We start from the raw sequence: 19,737 nt of genomic DNA, 5'->3' as shown, positions 1-19,737 counted from the left end.
AAGCCCACGCCTCATGCCCTGTCCAGCGTTCCACCGTCATCACGATGACCCCCGTCAATCGCGCAAATATGGTCCGCCGACACCTACTGCGCGTGCAGTAATTGTCAGCATAGGCACGAATTAGCCGCTTTCTCCAGAAGCTGGCGAGATTGTTTCCGAGGTGCACCGTCGGTGCAGTGCGCCTGCGCATCTCCACGCACACCTGCCGCACACTTGCACTGCATCGTGCAATTCGGCGTCGAATCCAGGCGCACAATTCCGAGCTATTTCGCCGCACGTCCGCCAGGTCTTCGGCGGGCCGGTGCGACGCCGGAGGCCAGCATTCCATACTCCCGGTATTCGGCTGACCGAAATACCTAGCCGCGCATGGGACGAACGGATTGTCGCAACGCCGGTCCGCAAGCATTCACGCCGATAGCATGACGCCGTTCAGCGCTGAACAGATGCCCGGACACTGCCCTCGGGGGGACGCACGTGACCATCGTTCAGTACCTGCATGTGCTGCGCCGGCAGTGGCTCGTCGTGCTGCTGCTCGCCGCTCTCGGGACGGGCGCCGCGTACGCCTACACCGACCGTCAGGTGCGAACCTATTCGGCCGGCACCGAGATGTTCGTCGGCATCACCGGCGAGAAGCAGGACGACGTCTCGCAGATGAGCCAGGGCGGCACCTTCGTCCAGCAGCGCATCAAGTCGTACGCCGACGTGGTCACCAGCCCGGCCGTCCTGGAACGGGTCTCCAGCGCCTACGGGGTGCCGGTGAGCGCGGGCCAGATCAGCGTGACCGCCCCGCCCGACACGGTTCTGCTCGACATCACCGTCACCGACACGGACGCCGAGCGGGCCGCGCTCATCGCCAACGGCCTGGCCGACCAGTTCCCGGTCTACGTGGCGCAGCTGGAAACGCTTCCGCAGCAGACCTCCTCGCCGGTGCGCCTCACGGTGGTCGAGCGAGCCACCCCGAATAAGACCCCGGTGTCCCCACGGGTGCCGCTGAACCTCGCGCTCGGCCTGCTCGCCGGGCTGGGCCTGGGCATCGGCGCGGCCGTGCTGCGCGACGCGATGAACACCGCGGTGACCGGCGTGTCCGACATCGAGAAGCTGACCGGCGCCATCCCTCTCGGCGTCGTGCCCTACGACGCCGGCACCACCAAGCAGCCCCTGGTCGACACCGACGAACACGGTGCCCGGGCCGAGGCGTTCCGCACCCTGCGCACCAACCTCCAGTTCGCCGACGTCGACTCGCCGCCCCGGGTGATCGTGGTCACCTCCCCTCTTCCGAACGAGGGAAAGAGCACCAGCGCCTGCAATCTCGCTCTCACCCTGGCCCTCGGCGGCGCCCGCGTGGTGCTGGTGGACGGCGACCTGCGCAAGCCCACCGTCGGCCGTTACCTGGGCATCAGCAGCGCAGCGGGGCTGACCACGGTGCTGGCCGGCCGACACGACCTGCGTGACGTGGTCACCGTGTACGGCCGTGACACCCTCGCCGTGCTGCCCTCCGGCCCGACCCCGCCGAACCCCTCGGAACTGCTGGGTTCTCAGCAGATGGCCGACCTCCTGGCCACCCTGGCCACGCATTACGACGTGGTCGTGGTCGACGCCCCGCCGTTGCTGCCGGTCACCGACGCCGCCGTGCTGGCGGCCGCCGCGGACGGTGCCGTGCTGGTGCTGCGGCACGGCCGCACCCGCAAGGAAGACGCCAACCGCGCACTCCAGGCCCTGGACGCCGTCAACGCGAAACTGCTCGGCTCGGTGCTGAACTTCGCGCCGAAGAAGAAGCGCCGCGGGGGTTACGACGGGTACGGCTACGGATACGGGTACGGCAACGCGCCCAAGGCCGCAGCCGGGACCCCGGCGGTGCGCCCGGCCCAGGTCGTCCTGCCCGACGCCGAGAACAGTCCGGCCTGAGTCCGCCGCCGAGCCCGGTCTGCGGCCGGGCATCAGTTCCCGGCCGGAGCGACCAGGAGCACCCGCTCCCCGCCAGGGTGCAGAGGCCGTGCCATATCGCGACATCGTCCGGCGTCATCTGCTGACCGACCCTGAGAGACATGGCTGGCCTGCCGATCGACCTGCGCGATGCCGGGGGCGGCCCGGTGACGCTGGAGCTGCGCATCTTCCGGGCGTACGTGGAGTGCTGGGTGGGCGACGCCTGCTACGCCGTGTTCGACCGCGACGCCCTGCGCCGCTGGCTGGCCCGGCCGGACCAAGCCCTCAGTTACGACGGCGTGAGCTGGGTACGCACTTATCAGGGATCGGTAGCGGTCACCGTGGACGGAGTCGTGCCACGGTGGCCGCTCGCCGATCACGTGCTCGACGGCCTGCGCTCAAGGATCTGAGCAGTGTCAGCTCTTCGGGCCGAGCACCGTCAGGTCGGAGATCGAGACTCCGTACTTGCCGTTCTGGTAGCCGGCGCTGGTGACGTAGATCAGCCAGTAACGGTGCTTCCCGCCGGCCGAGGCGCCGAAGGTGACCTTGCCGGTCTTGGAGGTCTGCTCGACCACCTTGTCGTAGGCGCTGAGGTCGGACGTGGACAACGAGTCCGCGGCCCGCAGGCCCACGGTGACCGGAGCGCTGCCGACCTCGAAACTGATCGAGCTGACGTTCTTCTCGCTGCCCAGGTCGACGATCAGGCCGACACCCTTCTTCAGGTTGCCGAAGGCCGCGCTGTCGTAGCTCTGGGTGCCGTAGACCCCGTCGCTCTTCTCGAAGATGCCGGTGCCGGCGTCGGCGTAGGACTGCGTGTCGAAGTCCAGCTTGATCGTGGGCGCGGCGTCGGCGGCCTCGGTGGACGACGGCGACGCGGTGCCGGTGGTGCTGACGTTGGCGGTGGTGCCCGGGTCGCTGTCGCCGCCCCGGCTGATGAGCACACCGGCGATGATGCCGGCGATCACCACGAACACCCCGGCGAACATCGCGGCCCGGGCGATCTTGGTGGGGCCGTGCTGGGCCGGCGGGCGGCCGCCCGGCCCCTGCTGCTGGTAGGCGACCGGCTGACCGGGCTGCATGCCGATCGAGCCGGTGGCGCTGAGCGGCATCGAGCCGGTCGGCACCTGCTGCGGGTAACCCTGGGGATAGCCCTGCGGGTAACCCTGCTGCTGCGGGTAACCCTGGGGGTAGCCCTGCGGCGCGTACCCCTGCGGGGCATAGCCGCCCTGCTGGGGGTAGCCCTGCGGGTAACCCTGGTGGGCGTAGCCGATGGGCATCGAGCCGGTGCCCGGCGCGGCCGGGGCGATGGGCATGGAGCCGCTGGGCGGGGTCTGCTGACCCGGCGCCGGGATCGGGATGCCGGCGGTGTGTGCCCCCTGCTTGCGCCCCTTGCCGCGCTTGCGGTTCCTGGAGCCCGGCTGGGTCTTGGTGGACGACGTGACGGACTGGTCGACCTGGGTCTCGGCGCCCGGCTGCATGATCGGCCCGCTCGGCGGGGCCTGCATCTGCTGCTGGGCCGCGAGCATCGACGGCGGGAGCGGCGGGGCCATCACGATGGCACGGGTCATCGCCTCGGCGGCACGCCGCCGGGCGACCATCTCGCGCGGCACGAACGGGCCGTTGTCGGGCCCACGCCGACCGCGCGGCTGGCCACCCGCGGGCTGCCCCGCACCGGCCTGCCCGGGCTGGCCGCCACCGTTGCCGGCCGGACCGCCGGCGGCAGCGGCCGAGGCGGCCGCACCGAACGACGGGTTGGCGGCACCCAGCGGATTGCCCACCGCGGGCGAGACCGGGGCCGCGCCCCGGCCGCCGGCCGGTTCGGGCACGAACGCGTAGGGCTCGGTGGAGGCGCCGGTGTCTTCGTCCAGGGTGGCGACCGGCACCGACCCGGAGACCGGCGCCGAGACGGCGGCCAGCTCCAGGGGCGCTCCGGTGGCCGCCAGGGCGGCACCCACCGTGGCCGCGCTGAGCGACAGCCCGCCGGCCTCCAGGCCGGTGGTGGTCAGCCTGTCCCCGGGATCGAGATCCGTGGGGACCGGCACCGTGCCGGCCTCTGCCGCGAGGGACCCCGCTGCCGCTCCGGCCATCTGCATGGCCTCCGAGGTCTCGTCTTCGCCGATCAGTCGCACTGGCCCCGAACCACCCGATGAGCTGGAAGATGACGAATCAGAAGAGGAAGGATCAGCAGGCGCGACAGCTGTCGCGGCCAAAGACCCACGTTGCTGGGCACTCTGCGCGTCGCCCGAGGCGTATTTCAGCGCGCCGCCGGACGAGTCCGCCGTGGTGACGCCCTCGATGAGCTGGTTGCCCGATTCCTGCGACCCGCGCGCCGGCTCCGACAAGGCAACGCTCCTTCCCTCTACCGGGTACTACGGTACGCGACAGTGGCGATCCACCCGAACCGGATCGCCCTATCCGCATGGCTTTTGTCCGATCAATTCCCTGTGGATACTGCCGTGCCACGACAGCCGGCACACCACGGGCCGGGATCTGACGTACGAGATCCCGCACCGGTTGCGTCCGATGCTCCCTCAGTTTTCCAGTCCCCCGTCCGGGGGGCGACGCGGGCGCCGTCCGGTGCCCGCACCGTCCGAACCCTGATCGGGCATGTCCGCACCGAGATTGGCCACGACCGCGGCCACCGGTGGGAGTACCGCGGCCACGATACTCATGACCACGGAGGCGGTCGTCGAGTACGTGCGTACCCAGGTCCAGGCGAGCGTGATCAGCACCAGACAGGTGGCCATGATCACCAGGTAACGCCGGATCCGGGTGTCCTCGTCGACCGGGCGGTGCCCGCGGGACGGGCGCGGCGGCGGCTCGAGCGGCCGGTACGGCGGAACCTGCGGACCCGGCTGGAAGTGCGCCCCCTGACGGAGATGTCGCAGGACAACAGCCACATCGACGACGGCGACCAGCCCCACGGCGGCGAACATCAGCACCACCGGCAGGGCCACCCGGCCGGCCAGCAGACCGGCCGCGAGGACGGAGAAGAGCAGGCCGAAGATCGCCAGTCCCAGTCTCAACCGCAGCGCACTGCGGGCGGTGTCCGGCTCGTCACCCGTGCGCATGCGCCACCACCTTCCCGCCCACAACGGACGGTTTCAGGCTAGAGCCACCGGGCCCGCCGGCAACAGCCGGAGGTCACATCGACCTGACGGCCACGGTTTCCGGGCCCGACGCACGAAGCCCTCCGCCCGGCGCGGGCGGAGGGGCGACGTGTTCATGATCACGGACGCGGGTCGCCGCTGCGGGGGCCACCTCCGCGAGGAGTGGAGTGAGGACGCCGGTGGTCAGGGCTCACCGGCGTCCCCACGTGTGCCCCCAGGGACGAACCCCCGTCAGTAGATGCTGACCCCGTAGGCGCTCAGCGCCTCCGGAACCGGCTGGAAGTACGTGATGCCGCCGGAGGTGCAGTTACCGCTGCCGCCGGAGGTCAGCCCGTACGCCACGGTGCCCGCGTAGAGCGAGCCGCCGCTGTCACCACCCTCCGCGCAGACGGTGGTGCGGATCGCCTGCGAGACGCTGGTGCCGTCGCTGTAGTTGACGGTGGTGTTGAGCGCGGTCACCCGGCCGCTGTGCACGCCGGTGGTGCTACCGCTGCGGTACACGGTCTGGCCGACGGTCGGGGTGCCGGCGCTGGAGATCTCCTGGGAACCGCTGTAGGTGTACACGGTGCCCGGGTGGGCGGTGGTCGAGCTGCTGTAGCGGACCAGCGCGTAGTCGTTGCCGGGGAACGAGTAGCTCACCGTCGGGCCGAGCACGGTGGTCTGCGCGGAGTTCGAGTACCAGGTGCTGGCCACCTCACCGCAGTGCCCGGCGGTCAGGAAGTAGTACGTCGACCCGCTCACCACGTTGAAGCCGAGCGAGCAGCGGTAGCCACCACCGTAGATCGCCTGGCCACCGGCGATCCGGGTGCTGAACTCACCGGAGACCTTCTCCAGCGTGGCCTGGTCGCCGAGCTTGGCCACGGCCGCCTCGACCTTGGCCAGGTCCTTGCCCTTGACCGTGCTGTCGATGCTGACCAGCACCTGGTTCGAGGCCGGGTCGATGCCGTACGACGAACCCGGCACCTTCGCGGTCTTGTCCAGGGTCTTGAGCGCGGCCTTGAGATCGGCCGTGCTGTTGTCGACCAGGTGGGCCTGGGCCCCCGCGGCCTCGGCGGTCTTGACCGCTGCCTTCGTGGTGACCGCGGCCGTGAGGGTGGATCCCTCGTAGTAGACGCCCGCGCTGCTCGTACCCAGCTCGGCGGCCAGTGCGTCGGCCGCCTTGTCCTGCTCGACGGACGCCTTCTGGGCGGCCGACACCTCGACGAGCTTCTGGTCCGACACCTGCGACGCGGCACCGGCGGAGCTGGCCGGTGCGGCCAGAGCGACGGCGACCAGGGCGGAACCGGCCAGACCGGCGAGCAAACGGCGTGGTTTCACGGTGGATCCTCTCGGCAGACGTGATGGCAGAGCCATGTCAGGGACACGTCCGGTTTCCCGGAAGCGCCCCAATAGTCCGATTTGCCCCTTGATCAACACAAGACCGAAACGCCAGAAAGTAACTCGCCAGTCACAAAGAGCTTGATTTCGGACGACGAAGGGCTCCGCTCACGGCGTAGCGCCGTGAGCGGGACCTGCGCGGCGGCGCCGGAAGCGGGTCACTAACCTGAGGACCATGCCTGGTCATTACGACGTCATCGTTCTGGGAGCCGGCCCCGGCGGGTATGTCGCCGCCATCCGTGCGGCGCAACTCGGCAAGCGGGTGGCCATCGTCGAGAGCAAGTACTGGGGCGGCGTGTGCCTCAACGTCGGCTGCATCCCCTCCAAGGCGCTGCTCCGCAACGCCGACCTGGCGCACACGATCCAGTCCGAGGCCAAGACCTTCGGGATCCAGATCGACGGTCAGGTCACCTTCGACTACGGCGCCGCGTTCAAGCGCAGCCGGTCGGTGGCGGACGGCCGCGTCAAGGGCGTCCACTTCCTGATGAAGAAGAACGGCATCGACGAGCTGAACGGCTGGGGCACGTTCGTCGACGCCCACACCCTGACGGTCAAGCTGAACGACGGTGGCGAGCAGACCGTCACCTTCGACAACGCCATCATCGCCGCGGGTGCCACCACCCGCCTGCTCCCCGGCACGTCCCTGTCCGAGCGGGTCGTGACCTACGAGGAGCAGATCATGACCGATCAGCTCCCGAAGAGCATCATCATCGCGGGCGCGGGTGCCATCGGCATCGAGTTCGCCTACGTGATGCGCAATTACGGTGTCGACGTGACGATCGTCGAGTTCCTCGACCGGATCCTCCCGCTCGAAGACCCGGACGTGTCGGCCGAACTCACCAAGCGCTACAAGAAGGCCGGCATCAAGCTGCTGACCGGCACCCGGGTGGACTCGATCGAAGACGGCTCCGGCCCGGTCCGGGTCACCGTCACCAAGGACGGCTCGCAGCAGGTGCTCGAGGCCGACAAGGTCATGCAGGCCATCGGTTTCGTGCCGCGCACCCAGGGCTACGGCCTGGAGAACACCGGCGTGAAGCTGACCGAGCGCGGCGCCATCGACATCGACGACCACATGCGCACCAGCGTTCCCGGTATCTACGCGATCGGTGACGTCACCGCCAAGCTGATGCTGGCCCACGTGGCCGAGTCGATGGGCATCATCGCCGCCGAGACGATCGCCGGCGCCGAGACCATCACGCTCGAGTACCCGATGATGCCGCGCGCCACGTTCTGTAGCCCGCAGGTCGCCAGCTTCGGCTGGACCGAGGCGCAGGCCCGCGAAAAGGGTTACGACGTCAAGGTTGCCAAGTTCCCGTTCACCGCGAACGGCAAGGCGCACGGACTGGCCGAGCCGGTCGGCTTCGTCAAGATCGTGGCCGACGCCAAGTACGGCGAGCTGCTCGGCGCGCACCTGATCGGCCCCGAGGTCACCGAGCTGCTGCCCGAGCTGACCCTGGCCCAGCAGTGGGACCTGACCGTGCACGAGATCGCCCGCAACGTGCACGCCCACCCGACGCTGAGCGAGGCCGTGAAGGAAGCCGTGCACGGCATCGCCGGTCACATGATCAACTTCTGACGATCAGCCCCCGGGCACCCTCACGAAGGACGGTCGCGACCAGCCGGTCGCGGCCGTTTCCTTTGCCCCCAGGAACTTCGGCGACAAAACAACAACGGCGACACGTCTTCGTGTCGCCGCATCATCATGGGCGCTGCGTCACTGGCGCGCCTCAAAGGTTGTGTTACAGGTGCAGGGCCCGGTCGGTCGCCTGACGGTTGAGCACGGACTCCAGCTCGGCGATCTCGGCGTCGGTGTGACGGCCCAGGATCGCATCGAGCTCCTGCCGCTCGGCCGGGGTGCTGTAGCTGGCCAGTTCTTCGGCCAGCCGGCGGGAACGCTGCCGGACGATTCGACGCTCGGCGAGCTGGTGGCGAAGGTTCGTGATCATCGATGCCTCTCGATCGGGAATCCACCGCTTCGTGCGGGGCGGCGGTTGCGCCGCCACCTCCATTAACGACCCGTTCGCGGGATTCCTGACCCGTTCCGGCATGTGACCTCGCACTCACCACCTGCTGTCCGGACAGCTGGACAGGTGAAAACCTTTTCAAACAGCTTCCTTTCGGATTTTACTCATTCACGGATCAAAAACTTGGGACGTTTGGCTGAGCCGGTCGCGCGGCCACGGCTGCCGCCGTGGCCGCGTCCCTTCACCCGTCCGGTCTACCCGCCGTTCGCCTGCCGCCAGGTGCTCACCAGGTCACGCAGCCAGTGGGCGCTGTCTTTCGGCGTGCGCTCCTGGGTGTCGTAGTCGACCCGGATGATGCCGAAGCGCTTGTCGTACCCGTACGACCACTCGAAGTTGTCGAGCAGCGACCAGACGAAGTAGCCGCGCACGTCCGCCCCCTGCTCCACGGCGTCGGACACCGCTCGGATGTGCGCCTCCAGGTAGGCGGTGCGCTCCGGGTCGGGCACCGAGCCGTCCGCGGCCGGCTCGTCCGGGAAGGCCGCGCCGTTCTCGGTGATCACCAGCGGCACACCCGGGTAGTCCCGGGACAGGCGCACCAGCAGCTCGGTGAAGCACTCCGGCACGATCTCCCAGCCCATCGCCGTCACCGGGCGGCCCCGGCCGACCTCGCGGGTGACCGGAGCGCCGTCGGCGCCCACGGTCGAACCGTTCTCGCCCACGTGCGACAGCAGCCAGCCGGTGTAGTAGTTCACCCCGAGCACGTCGATCGGGGTGCGGATCACCTCCAGGTCGCCCTCCTGGACCGGGAGCCCGGCGCCGCGCCGGTCCAGGTCTTCCACGACGTCCACCGGATACGACCCGCGCAGCAGCGGGTCGAGGTAGAGCCGGCTGTTCAGGCCGTCGGCCCGGCGGGCGGCATCGCGGTCCTGCGGGGTGTCGGTGGCCGGGTGCGCCGTGCCGAGGTTCAGCGTGATGCCCAGACGCACCTCCCGGCCCGCCGCGGTCGCGGACGCGCGCAGGCGCTGCGTGGCCAGGCCGTGGCCGAGCAGCAGGTGGTGCACGGCACGGATGCCGGCCGGGAAGTCCTGGTGGCCGGGAGCCTGCCGGCCGTAGGCGTAGCCGAGCATGGCCGTGCACCAGGGCTCGTTCAGCGTGGTCCAGTTGTCCACCCGGTCGCCCAGCCGGTCGAACACCAGCTCCGCGTAGTCGGCGAACCGGTGAGCGGTGTCCCGGTGCGGCCAGCCACCGGCGTCTTCCAGTTCTTGCGGCAGGTCCCAGTGGTACAGCGTGATCCAGGGGTCGATCTCGTTCGCCAGCAGCTCGTCGACCAGCCGGGAGTAGAAGTCCAGACCGCGGGCGTTCACCGCCCCGCTGCCGCCCGGCTGCACCCGCGGCCAGGACACCGAGAACCGGTAGGTGTCCAGCCCCAGGCTCTTGATCAGAGCGACGTCACCGGGCATGCGGTGGTAGTGGTCGCACGCGACGTCACCGGTGTGACCCCCGTCCACCCGCCCCGGCGTGTGCGAGTAGGTGTCCCAGATGGACGGCGTCCGGCCGTCCTCCGCCGCCGCGCCCTCGATCTGGTAGGCCGCCGTGGCGACGCCCCAGCGGAACCCGGCGGGCAGGGTCAGGCCGCCTGCCGGTCCGGCGGTGGCCTGGGTCAGCGTGGTGTCCATGTCTCTCCATTGGTCTCAGGACGCGGTCGGGAACAAACCCGGCATTCCGGCCGGGTGACCCCAGCATGCGTCCTGACGTGACCCGACGGAACAGGTACGCGGCAGCGAACTGCCGGACCACCCACCACCCCTGCACCTGAACCGCCGGCGCATCCGTCCGGGAATTACCCCCGGAGAGCCGAACCTGGCTTTACCGTGCGGCCGGTTAATTCCGACCGAAAAGCATCACGCAGGGTTCTCGGGCAACAGCGATGCGCATCAGGATCCACATTTACCAAAGAATTGACATACCTCTTGAACGACGAAGGGCTGTCCGGACAATTCGCATTGTCCGGACAGCCCCGGTGGATTTCTACGACGTCTGGCCCGGTGCGGGCACTCCCCCGCAGACCTCCGAGAGCGTGCGCATGAACTGTGGGTGCAGACGCGCGGCGTGTTCCATGCTCAGCTTGAGATCCGCTGCCGCCCGGGCGTTCCCGGGCTCGGCCACCAGGCGGTCGAGGGCGATCTTCGCCCACCCGTCCAGCTTGGCGACGTGCTGGAACGCGGCCACGAGAGCACGCGTGGCCGGCACCTCGGCCTCGGTGGCGTCACCGGAGTTCACGGCTAGCTGCATGACGGTGAAGCGGCGTAGCGCCTCGTCGACCATCCGTGTCGGATCCATCGCGGGTTGACCCCCATCTTCTTCTCACCGGAACGGCCGGAGCCGGAGAAGTCGAATGACGACAACTTTCTATCTTCCGCGCATCTCCACTGACCGCAGGTCCAACAGTACGCCCGCCGAATGCGCCGTGCCGCGCTCTTCCCGCTGAAAGGGCGAATGTTGCCCAGAAGTGATAGATCGCATTCATGCGGATCACAGACACGGCGGACATGTGGTGGAAAACAGCGGTGGTCTATTGTCTCGATGTCGAGACATTTCTGGACTGGAACGACGACGGCACGGGTGACTTCGCGGGCCTCGCCCAGCGGGTGGACTACCTGGCCGAGCTGGGTGTGACCTGCCTGTGGCTGATGCCCTTCTATCCCACGCCGGACCGCGACGACGGCTACGACATCACCGATTTCTACGGCGTCGACCCGCGGCTGGGCACGCACGGCGACCTGGTCGAGGCGATCCGCACGGCCAAGGACCGGGGTATGCGGGTGATCGTCGACCTGGTGGTGAATCACACGTCCGACCAGCACCCCTGGTTCGAGGCGTCGCGCAGCTCCAGGGAGAGCAAGTACCGGGACTGGTACGTGTGGGTCGACGAGCCGCCGGCCGGGAAGCAGCCCGAGCCGGTGTTCCCCGACCAGGAGAAGAGCGTCTGGACGCTGGACGAGAGGACCGGGCAGTACTACCTGCACCACTTCTACAAGCACCAGCCCGACCTGAACGTGACCAACCCGCAGGTGCGCGACGAGATCGCCCGCATCGTCGGGTTCTGGCTGGCCCTGGGGGTGTCCGGGTTCCGGGTGGACGCCGTGCCGTTCTTCATCGACACGATCGGCGAGTCCCCCACCGCGCTGCCCGATCCGCACGAGGTGGTGCGGCACCTTCGGGCCTTCCTCAACCGCCGCACCGGTGACGCGATCCTGCTCGGCGAGGTCAACGTCCCGTACGACCAGCAGCTGGAGTTCTTCGGCGGCGACGAGGGCGACGAACTCACCCTCCAGTTCGACTTCATCACCATGCAGAACATGTACCTGGCCCTGGCCCGGCAGGACGCCGCACCACTGGCCAAGGCCCTGCGGGAGCGGCCGGAGATCCCCCCGGAGTGCCAGTGGGGGACGTTCGTGCGCAACCACGACGAGCTCACCCTCGACAAGCTGAGCGACGACGAGCGGCAGGAGGTGTTCGACGCCTTCGGCCCGCAGGAGCGCATGCAGGTGTTCGGGCGTGGGCTGATCCGCCGGCTGCCGCCCATGCTCGACGGCGACGCCGACCGCATCCGCATGGTCTACAGCCTGCTCTTCACGCTGCCCGGCACCCCGGTGCTGTTCTACGGCGAGGAGATCGGGATGGGCGAGAACCTGGAGCTCGGCGACCGTAAGGCGGTGCGCACGCCGATGCAGTGGACCGCGGAACCGTCGGCCGGCTTCTCCCGGGCCGCAGCCGACCAGCTGGCCGCGCCCCTGGTGTCCGGCGATTTCGGCCCCCAGGCCGTGAACGTGGAGGCGCAGCGGTCCGACCCGGAGTCGTTCCTGAACTTCGTGCGCCTGCTGATCGCGCGCTACCGCAACAGCCCGGAGCTGGGCTGGGGCCGCTTCGAGGTTCTCGCCCAGCCCCACGGTGCGGTCTTCGCGCACAGGCTGATCTGGGAGGACGCCGTTCTTGTCGCCGTCCACAATTTGAGCCCCGAACCCGTGAAGGTGCCCCTGGAGCTGGGCGAGCAGGTCGCCGGCAACGAGCTGCTGGACCTGCTCGACTCGCAGAACACCCGGGTGGACGACGAGGGGCGGACCGAGATCGAGCTCGGGCGCTACGGGTACCGCTGGCTGCGCGTGGCCACCAAGGGCTCCCGCCGCCTGCGCTGATCACTCACGCCCCCAGCACGGTGGTCATGCACGATTCGCCCGTTGAAGGGACGGATCGCGCATGACCACCGGGGAGGGTGTCAGCCCTCGGACTCCTCGATCTTGCGGTTCCAGTCGCCCTTCACCGCGCGCCACTCCTCGTCGTTGGCGCCGATCCGCCAGTAGCCGGAGACCGACAGGTGCGTCTGCTTCACGCCGCGCTCACGCTTGAGAAAACGGCGCAGGTCACGCACCGCGGCGGCCTCGCCGTGCACAAAGGCGTGCACAGCGCCTTCGGGGAACTCCAGACCGGTGACCGCCGCGACCAGAGCCGCGCCCGGGGCGTCCTCGGTGTTGAGCAGCCAGGTGACGCTCACGCCGGCCGGGGCGGTCAGCGCGAGTTCCGATGCGGCGTCGTGGATCTCGATGAACACGTGACCGGTCGCGTCGTCGGCGAGCCGCTCCAGCGAGGCGGCGATGGCGGGCAGGGCGCTCTCGTCGCCGGCCAGCAGGTGCCAGTCCACATCGGCGTCGGGCAGGTAGCCGCCGCCGGGGCCGGCCAGCCAGATCTGGTCGCCGGGCCGGGCGTCGCGGGCCCACGGACCGGCCAGACCCTCGTCACCGTGCACCACGAAATCAATCGCCAGCTCACGGTTCTCGGCGTCCCAGCGGCGCACCGTGTAGGTGCGGTTCTGCGGCTGGTCCTCGGGCGCCATCTGGTTGCGGATCACCCGCATGTCGAAGGGCTCGGGGTACTCCACCCCGGCCCGCGGGTAGATCAGTTTCACGTAGGCGTCGCTGAACTCGTTCATCGTGAAGTTCGCGAGCGCGTCCCCGGTGAAGACGACACGCACCATGGTCGGGCTGAGCCGTTCGGTACGGGCGACCGTGATCGGCAGGGTCGCGCCGCCACGTCCCTCGCCACGCCCACCGACGCGATTACGGACGCCTTCGGCCATGCGGGAAGCCATGGACATGCGGGTACCACCTTCCAAAGTGAGGTATACCTAACCTAACACCGGAAGGTAGATCAGTCGGCGGACCGCCAGCGGGCCCGGTCGTCATCACCCTTGACGTTGCAGGTCAGAGCGTCGCCGTCGGAGTCCTTGGCTTTCGCCCCCTCGGGGGAGCAGAAGGCACCCGGTGTCTCGACGTCGTCCCCATTGTCACTGCTCTTGCTGTCAGAGTCCGAACCGGAGTCCTCGGTGGCCTCATCACCGGCCGTGTCACCCGAGGAGCCGCCCTTGGTCACGTCGACGGCCTTGGAGGTCGGGACGCGCTGGTCCGGGCAGTCCTCCAGCACACCGCTGATTGCCTTCTTCTCGCCGGAGGTGACCCAGTTGCCGTACTTTGCCTTCACCGCGACCTGCCGGGCCACGTACTCACAGCGGAACGACTTGTTCGGCGGCAGCCAGGTGGCCGCGTCGCCGGCCCCCTTGGCTCCGTTGGTCGGGCCGTCGGCCGCCATCAGGTTCAGCGGGTCGTTGGCCAGCTCGGTGCGCTTCTCCTCGGTCCACTGGGCGGCGCCGGTGACCCAGGCGTTCTGGAGCGCCACCAGGTGGTCGATCTGGACCTCGGACGCCTTCTCCTTGGTGAACTCGATCGTGTCGCCGGTGTACGGGTCGTCGAGGGTGCCGCTGACCACCACGCAGTCCTTGGTGCCGGAGCGGAACTTCTCCCCGGTCAGGTCGCGCTTGAGGATGTCGTTGCGGGTGTCGCAGCCGTTGTTGTCGACGTCCTTCCAGGCCGTGCCGAACTCGTCCCGGTCGTAGCCGGTGGTCGCCGAGCGCCCCTTCACCGACAGCGTGTCCAGCACCTTCGTAGCAAGCTGACCGTCATAGTCGCTCTTCGTGCCGGAGTCGTCCGAGACACCGGCGCCACCGATGTCGTTCGTGACCTCACACCCGGCCAGGCCGAAGGAGAGCGTCAGGGCGAGGAGGGCTGCACCAGCACGACCAAGATTCACTCCAGCACCGTATCCTCGACCCGTTTGTACCGCTCGTCCGAGTCGCGGCTAGCTGCCCGTACCTGGCCGATCCGGGTGCGGAGACGAAGATCTGCCCCAGAATGAGGGGAACGAGGGAAGGGGCCCGACATGGGCGACAACACCGCTCTGATCGTCGTCATCGGTTTCGTCGCGGTCCTGCTGCTGATCGCGGTGGGCCTGCTGGTCGGTGGCCTGTGGGTGATCTACCGCTACCGGGTTCCGCTGCGCGGCATCGCCGCGATGGCGGGTTCGTTCGTCTACCTGATCAGCCCGGTCGACGCGGCACCCGAAGCGGTGCTCGGCCCACTCGGAATGGTGGACGACGCCGGCATTCTCACGATCGTCGGCTTCTACGTGTACCACCTGATCCGCGCGCGGCGGCTGAACATGCCGATGAGCAAGGCGGCGGGCATCGCCTTCCGTGACACCGCCCGGGACGGTCTGGCCCACCGCCGCAACCACCCGAACCGCTGACCCGCCTTCCCGCTGCACCGCGCCCGAGGCTGACCTGCCGAAACCTGGGCATGCGCCGGGCATCCGACCAAGCGTCGGACATGCCGTAATCAACCAAGTACGCTCTGTGCTCATGCAGGAGCTCGTCTTGTCCGGATTCGTCGTCGCGCTCGCCGCCGCCCACTTCGCCACCGGCCGGCTGAGCCGGGCCGCACGGCGTCGTCGCGAGGCCCGCGCACTGCGCGTCCACGTGCTGCGCGAGGTCGAGGCCGGCCGCCGGTCGCTCGACGACGCGGCGGTGGTCGGCGTTCTCAGCTGGTGCGACGAAGTGGTGCAGACGGGACGCGACGTCCCGATGACCGTGCGATAACCCGGCGTCCGACTGGGCGTAACACCACCGAAGTGCTTGACTGCTCTCGGCTCACGTGACCCAGTGCAATCGTTTAACCCCTCTCTGTAGCTAAAGATGGGTACGGTAGGGCACTCAGGCCAGTGGAAAAGTGCGATGACGAGGCGGCACATTCGGTGACCCTGACATGACCCTGACCCAGTACCTGCGAGTGCTCCGGCAGCACTGGCTGCTCGTTCTGATCCTCGCGATTCTCGGCGTCGCCGCGGCCGCCGTGTACACCGGCCGGCAGACGCCGGTCTACCAGGCGCAGACCCAGGTCTTCGTCTCCGCGCAGGAGTCCGGCAGCCGCACGTCGCTGGCCGAGCTCTCCGAGAGCAGTGCGTTCAGCCAGCAGCGGGTGAAGTCGTACGCCAGCATGGCGACCAGCAGCGCCGTCACCGGCCCGGTGGTGAAGGAGCTGCGCCTGCCCTACACGACGGACCAGCTGGCCTCCAAGATCGAGGCCGGCCCGCAGCTCGACACCGTGCTGATCAACATCAGCGTGTCGGACACCGACCCGGAGCAGGCCGCGGCCATCGCGAAGGCCGTCACGGACAATCTCGAGACCGTGGTGCACAACCTGGAAAGGGCCAACGCGCAAGGCAGATCGCCGGTCAAGCTGACCGTGACCCGGCCCCCCACCGTGCCCACCGCACCGGTCTCGCCCCGGGTGCCACTGAACATCGCGCTCGGCCTGCTGCTCGGGCTGGGCCTCGGCGTCGGCGCGGCGGTGCTGCGCGACCAGCTCAACACCACGCTGCGCGGCACCGGCGACGTGGAGCAGCTGACCGGCTCGGTGCCGCTGGGCGTCGTGCCCTTCGACGCCTCCGCGCCGAAGCAGCCGCTGGTCACCGCCGACGCCTTCGGCGGCCGGGCCGAGGCCTTCCGCACGCTGCGCACCAACCTCCAGTTCGCGGACGTCGACCACCCGCCGCGCGTCATCGCCGTCACCTCGGCGCTGCCGGACGAGGGCAAGACGACGACCGCGTGCAACATCGCCCTGATCCTCGCCCAGAGCGGAGCCCGGGTGGTGCTCGTGGAGGGCGACCTGCGCAAGCCGGCCGTTGGCCGCTACCTGGGCATCAGCAACGCGGCCGGGCTGACCAACGTGCTGGCCGGCCAGCACGATCTGCGGGACGTGCTGGTGGGTTACGAACGCGACCTGCTGGCCGTGCTGCCGTCCGGGCCGACCCCGCCGAACCCGTCGGAACTGCTCGGCTCGCAGCAGATGCGTCACCTGCTCGACACCCTGGCCGAGCACTACGACGTGGTGGTCATCGACGCCCCGCCGCTGCTGCCGGTGACCGACGCCGCGCTGATCGCCACCGCCGCGGACGGCGCCATCCTGGTGATCCGGCACGGGCGCAGCCGCCGCGAGGAGGCCGAGCGGGCGCTCAAGTCGCTGGAGGCCGTCAGCGCCAAGGTGCTCGGCACGGTGCTGAACTTCGCCCCGAGCAAGAAGGGGCGCAACGGTTATCAGGGCTACGGGTACGGCTACGGGCAGGCCCCGGCCACCGCCTCGCCGTCCGACGACGGTTCCTGGCGCGACTCCTCGCGCCGCGGGCGCCGCGGCCACAAGCCGGAGCCGGCCCGCCCGGCCGAGGCACCGTCGGGCACCAGCATCACGCTGCCGCCCGGCGACCTCCCCCTCATCCCCGGCGGATCCCTTCCGCTGGAACCGCTTTCGTCACCCGACGCGGGCTCTCCGAAGCCGAGCGCACAGCCACCGGCCGCCGCCGGCCCGTGGGCCCCGGACATGGGTTACGCTCCGAGCCCGTCGGACGGCTGGGCGCCGATCGCCGATTCTCCCGGCCAGCGGGTGCCCGGCCCGGAAGCCGCCGCCCACGAAGGACTCCCGGCGTTCGGCGGGTTGTCGTCGACCGGCCCCCTGCCCGTCGTCACGGCGCCGGACGACGGACCCGCACTGGTCTCGCGGGCCGAGGGCCTCGAGGTCACCCGCACCGCCGGCGAGGTGCCGGAAGAGCTTCGGCTACAGTCACTTCCGCGAGACCGGGCGATGCCGGACACGACGCCTCGCCGCGGCCCGGCCGGCTACACCTCCCCCGACACCGCACCCTCCGGCCTTCCGCTCGGGAGCCGGACGGGCGGGATCCCCACGCAGCCCTCCCAGGAAGACGGCGAACGGCCGGGCGCCTCGTGGGAGGCGTGGGACCGGACGTCCTGGTTCGACACCCCCCTGACCGGCGAAACCCGTTCTGCGGCAAGGGCCATGGGAACCGGGCGGGATCAGGACGACTGGGACAACCGACAGGCCGGGAACACCCCCGGCAGTACCGAGCCCCGCTACGCGGGCCCGGGACCAGGCGCGGCGGGTGCGGGTGGCCCAGGCATGGGTGGGCCGGGCATGGGTGGGCCGGGCATGGGACCAGGTGGCCTGGGTTCGAGTGCGGAGCCAGACAACCCGGCCCCGAGTGCGGGGCCAGACGGCCCGGGCCCGAGTGCGGGGCCGGGATACCTGGTTCCGGGTGCGGAGCCAGGTACCCCGGGTGTGGGACCAGGCACCCCGGGGGTGGGACCAGGCAGCCCGGGTGCGGTAGCAGGCGGTACGAGTGCGCTAACAGGCGGTACGGGTACCGGCATGCCGGGCCCGACCTTCCTCGGGCGTGCCTCTGACCGGCGGGCTGCCGACCAGCAGGTTCCCGACCGGCAGGCATTCGGCCGGCAAGCCGCCGGCGGCCAGGCTCCTGACCGTCGGCATCACGACCCGCAGCCTCTTGACCGGCAGGCTCCCGGCCCGCAGGCTCACGACCGACAGGCTCACGACCGGCAGGCTCCCGGCCCGCAGGCTCACGACCGACAGGCTCACGACCGACCGGCCGGATTCCCGGGTGACGCCGGGCGGGAGACGGAACCGCCCGAGCCGGAGGAGATTCCCCCGCTGCTGGTCGACCTCTCCGCTCCCGATCTGGACCTGCTGGAAGACGAGCGGGAGCTGCTGATCCCCCCGCAGTCGGTGATGCCGCACATGCCCACCGGCGTGCCCCGGCACCACCGGTCCAAGCGCTCACTCTGACACTCCCGCAACGGCAATCGCGGCGTGGCGCTTGGTGCCACGCCGCGATTGCGTCTGCCGGAGGGCGAAGCATCCGAGATCCACTGAGCCGCACCTGAGAAGCATTGCGGGACAATCCGGATTCGCCCTTCCGCACCGGGTTTGCCGCCCCTAGGATGACTCGGGATGGACGGAGCCCTACGCTCTGGTCACACCGGCTCGCAGACGAGCGTGCTGGCTGTCACCTGGGCCGGCACCACGAACGTGAACCGGGCAAGAAGGAGGAGCGACGTGAACGCCGTTTTCGGGGCGCTGCTGGCGATCGGAGCCTCCGGCCTCTACGCCGAGAACCTCCTGAGCAGCAACTACGCCATGCTCTGGCTGCCGTCACTGATGCTCGTGGTCGGCCTGGCCATGCTGCTGCGCAACCGCCGCGACGACGAGCTCGACGGCCTCGGCACGGCCGGCCTCAGCGACTGCTCCACCTGCAACGGCGCCGGCACGGTCTACACCGCGGAGTGGAACGACTGGCGTCGCTCCGGCCCGATCACCAGCATCCGCGAACTCTGCCCGTCCTGCGAGGGCACCTGCTAGAAGCAGCACAGACACAGCTCAGCGCCGCACCCCAGAAGGCTTCTGCCGCAGGCGCACCCGGTCCCGGCGCAGCGCCGGCCCACGGAACAGCAGCGGCGCACACAGATCGTCGACCGCCCCCTGGAGCCGGGAGAACACCTCCGGATGCCGGCCGTCGCGGTGCGGGTCCGGCAGCTCGTCGTCGTCCTCAATTTCGCCCCTGGGCGCCGAACCGCGATTGGCGTCGAGTTCCTCGACCAGCCACAACAGGCGATCGGCCAGGTCGGCACCGCGGGGCGGGATCCGCCCGGTGGCCGCGAGCCACCGGGCCGTGCGCGCGGCGTGCAGCAGAGTGAAGGTGCGCACCTGGGCCGAGGGACGCATCTCGATCACCCGCCCGCGCTGCGACTGGGTGGCGGTGAGAATCATCGTCGAGGCGCGGATGTCGGCCACGTCGAGCGGCCGGGACTCGTGCGCGGCCGGCGTCCCGGCGTGATCACGCACCCAGCCCGAGGAGAAGTCGCAGATGCCGGCGCCGGGCACGGCCCGGGTGCCCCGGCTGAAGAAATCCACCGCCCCGCCGAGCCGTCCGGCCAGCAGTCGCTCCGCCCCGGGCGAGCGGCAGATGTTCGCCGTGCACACCAGCAACACGCGCGGACCCATGATCCACACCTCTCAGCTTGCTCCGCCGTGGCCGCCGACTGAATCGTTACCCAGCAGTCCCACATGGCCCTGACCACGGCCTTGAGGCACAGGGTGACCTCGACACTA

The 19,737-nt window shown here is 69.7% G+C and carries 17 protein-coding genes; 8 read left to right on the top strand and 9 right to left on the bottom strand.

Going from position 1 to position 19,737, the window contains the following annotated elements:
- The first annotated feature begins 474 nt into the window (after positions 1 to 474).
- Both KIH74_RS38875 and KIH74_RS24490 read left to right on the top strand, forming a co-directional pair.
- Entirely contained in the window at positions 475 to 1,905 is a 1,431-nt protein-coding gene (locus tag KIH74_RS38875) for a tyrosine-protein kinase domain-containing protein (protein ID WP_214158488.1), read from the top strand.
- Between the two features lie 140 nt (positions 1,906 to 2,045).
- Entirely contained in the window at positions 2,046 to 2,333 is a 288-nt protein-coding gene (locus KIH74_RS24490) for a hypothetical protein (protein ID WP_214158487.1), read from the top strand.
- Positions 2,334 to 2,339: 6 nt separating this feature from the next.
- Here the strand turns inward: KIH74_RS24490 and KIH74_RS24485 are convergent, their stop codons facing one another.
- From KIH74_RS24485 to KIH74_RS24475, 3 genes are all read right to left on the bottom strand, one after another.
- Positions 2,340 to 4,052 carry a hypothetical protein gene (locus tag KIH74_RS24485; protein ID WP_214158486.1) on the bottom strand — a complete coding sequence of 571 codons (1,713 nt, stop codon included), beginning with the start codon at positions 4,050 to 4,052 and terminating at the stop codon, positions 2,340 to 2,342.
- A 402-nt stretch (positions 4,053 to 4,454) separates the two neighbouring features.
- On the bottom strand, positions 4,455 to 4,994 hold the full coding sequence (locus KIH74_RS24480) for a DUF6343 family protein (RefSeq protein ID WP_214158485.1): 540 nt from the start codon (positions 4,992 to 4,994) through the stop codon (positions 4,455 to 4,457).
- A gap of 270 nt (positions 4,995 to 5,264) precedes the next feature.
- A complete protein-coding gene (locus KIH74_RS24475; RefSeq protein ID WP_214158484.1) occupies positions 5,265 to 6,350 on the bottom strand; it encodes a S1 family peptidase in 1,086 nt (361 codons plus the stop codon).
- A 235-nt stretch (positions 6,351 to 6,585) separates the two neighbouring features.
- On the opposite strand from KIH74_RS24475, the gene lpdA reads away from it, so the two are divergent.
- Complete coding sequence (gene lpdA, locus KIH74_RS24470) at positions 6,586 to 7,986, top strand: dihydrolipoyl dehydrogenase (protein ID WP_214158483.1); 1,401 nt, start codon at positions 6,586 to 6,588, stop codon at positions 7,984 to 7,986.
- A gap of 163 nt (positions 7,987 to 8,149) precedes the next feature.
- Here the strand turns inward: lpdA and KIH74_RS24465 are convergent, their stop codons facing one another.
- From KIH74_RS24465 to KIH74_RS24455, 3 genes are all read right to left on the bottom strand, one after another.
- Positions 8,150 to 8,458, bottom strand: a complete 309-nt coding sequence (locus KIH74_RS24465; protein ID WP_281418124.1) for a DUF1153 domain-containing protein — start codon at positions 8,456 to 8,458, stop codon at positions 8,150 to 8,152.
- Between the two features lie 170 nt (positions 8,459 to 8,628).
- Entirely contained in the window at positions 8,629 to 10,050 is a 1,422-nt protein-coding gene (locus KIH74_RS24460) for a GH1 family beta-glucosidase (RefSeq protein WP_214158481.1), read from the bottom strand.
- Positions 10,051 to 10,402: 352 nt separating this feature from the next.
- Positions 10,403 to 10,714, bottom strand: a complete 312-nt coding sequence (locus KIH74_RS24455; RefSeq protein WP_214158480.1) for a hypothetical protein — start codon at positions 10,712 to 10,714, stop codon at positions 10,403 to 10,405.
- Positions 10,715 to 10,899: 185 nt separating this feature from the next.
- Here KIH74_RS24455 and KIH74_RS24450 point away from each other — a divergent pair, with 185 nt between their 5' ends.
- Positions 10,900 to 12,570, top strand: coding sequence for an alpha-amylase family protein (locus KIH74_RS24450; protein ID WP_214158479.1), 1,671 nt, complete (start codon positions 10,900 to 10,902; stop codon positions 12,568 to 12,570).
- Between the two features lie 80 nt (positions 12,571 to 12,650).
- Here KIH74_RS24450 and KIH74_RS24445 read toward each other — a convergent pair whose 3' ends face one another.
- Positions 12,651 to 13,520, bottom strand: a complete 870-nt coding sequence (locus tag KIH74_RS24445) for a siderophore-interacting protein (protein ID WP_372492124.1) — start codon at positions 13,518 to 13,520, stop codon at positions 12,651 to 12,653.
- A gap of 59 nt (positions 13,521 to 13,579) precedes the next feature.
- Positions 13,580 to 14,515 (bottom strand): HNH endonuclease family protein, encoded by a 936-nt coding sequence (locus KIH74_RS24440; RefSeq protein ID WP_308113992.1) that lies wholly within the window; start codon positions 14,513 to 14,515, stop codon positions 13,580 to 13,582.
- A 129-nt stretch (positions 14,516 to 14,644) separates the two neighbouring features.
- Between KIH74_RS24440 and KIH74_RS24435 the strand changes: the two genes are divergently transcribed.
- The 4 genes from KIH74_RS24435 to KIH74_RS24420 all read left to right on the top strand — a co-directional run bounded on the left by KIH74_RS24435 (position 14,645) and on the right by KIH74_RS24420 (position 18,987).
- On the top strand, positions 14,645 to 15,010 hold the full coding sequence (locus KIH74_RS24435; protein WP_214158478.1) for a YkvA family protein: 366 nt from the start codon (positions 14,645 to 14,647) through the stop codon (positions 15,008 to 15,010).
- Positions 15,011 to 15,122: 112 nt separating this feature from the next.
- Entirely contained in the window at positions 15,123 to 15,359 is a 237-nt protein-coding gene (locus KIH74_RS24430) for a hypothetical protein (protein WP_214158477.1), read from the top strand.
- Positions 15,360 to 15,525: 166 nt separating this feature from the next.
- Positions 15,526 to 18,414, top strand: coding sequence for a polysaccharide biosynthesis tyrosine autokinase (locus tag KIH74_RS24425; RefSeq protein WP_214158476.1), 2,889 nt, complete (start codon positions 15,526 to 15,528; stop codon positions 18,412 to 18,414).
- A 270-nt stretch (positions 18,415 to 18,684) separates the two neighbouring features.
- Positions 18,685 to 18,987, top strand: a complete 303-nt coding sequence (locus tag KIH74_RS24420) for a hypothetical protein (protein WP_214158475.1) — start codon at positions 18,685 to 18,687, stop codon at positions 18,985 to 18,987.
- Positions 18,988 to 19,005: 18 nt separating this feature from the next.
- Here KIH74_RS24420 and KIH74_RS24415 read toward each other — a convergent pair whose 3' ends face one another.
- Positions 19,006 to 19,629, bottom strand: coding sequence for an arsenate reductase/protein-tyrosine-phosphatase family protein (locus tag KIH74_RS24415; RefSeq protein WP_214158474.1), 624 nt, complete (start codon positions 19,627 to 19,629; stop codon positions 19,006 to 19,008).
- Between the last annotated feature and the right edge of the window lie 108 nt (positions 19,630 to 19,737).

The organism is Kineosporia corallincola (genome assembly GCF_018499875.1).
GTDB classification, from domain to species: domain Bacteria; phylum Actinomycetota; class Actinomycetes; order Actinomycetales; family Kineosporiaceae; genus Kineosporia; species Kineosporia corallincola.
This window is presented reverse-complemented; position numbering and strand designations above follow the sequence as displayed.

Excerpts from the sequence above, each read along its gene's own strand:
- KIH74_RS24445 (WP_372492124.1), bottom strand. The coding sequence starts at position 13,520 with ATGGCTTCCCGCATGGCCGAAGGCGTCCGTAATCGCGTCGGTGGGCGT.
- KIH74_RS24435 (WP_214158478.1), top strand. The coding sequence starts at position 14,645 with ATGGGCGACAACACCGCTCTGATCGTCGTCATCGGTTTCGTCGCGGTC.
- KIH74_RS24490 (WP_214158487.1), top strand. The coding sequence starts at position 2,046 with ATGGCTGGCCTGCCGATCGACCTGCGCGATGCCGGGGGCGGCCCGGTG.
- KIH74_RS24455 (WP_214158480.1), bottom strand. The coding sequence starts at position 10,714 with ATGGATCCGACACGGATGGTCGACGAGGCGCTACGCCGCTTCACCGTC.
- KIH74_RS24450 (WP_214158479.1), top strand. The coding sequence starts at position 10,900 with ATGCGGATCACAGACACGGCGGACATGTGGTGGAAAACAGCGGTGGTC.
- KIH74_RS24430 (WP_214158477.1), top strand. The coding sequence starts at position 15,123 with ATGCAGGAGCTCGTCTTGTCCGGATTCGTCGTCGCGCTCGCCGCCGCC.
- KIH74_RS24415 (WP_214158474.1), bottom strand. The coding sequence starts at position 19,629 with ATGGGTCCGCGCGTGTTGCTGGTGTGCACGGCGAACATCTGCCGCTCG.
- KIH74_RS24425 (WP_214158476.1), top strand. The coding sequence starts at position 15,526 with ATGACCCTGACCCAGTACCTGCGAGTGCTCCGGCAGCACTGGCTGCTC.
- lpdA (WP_214158483.1), top strand. The coding sequence starts at position 6,586 with ATGCCTGGTCATTACGACGTCATCGTTCTGGGAGCCGGCCCCGGCGGG.
- KIH74_RS24480 (WP_214158485.1), bottom strand. The coding sequence starts at position 4,994 with ATGCGCACGGGTGACGAGCCGGACACCGCCCGCAGTGCGCTGCGGTTG.
- KIH74_RS24460 (WP_214158481.1), bottom strand. The coding sequence starts at position 10,050 with ATGGACACCACGCTGACCCAGGCCACCGCCGGACCGGCAGGCGGCCTG.
- KIH74_RS24465 (WP_281418124.1), bottom strand. The coding sequence starts at position 8,458 with ATGCCGGAACGGGTCAGGAATCCCGCGAACGGGTCGTTAATGGAGGTG.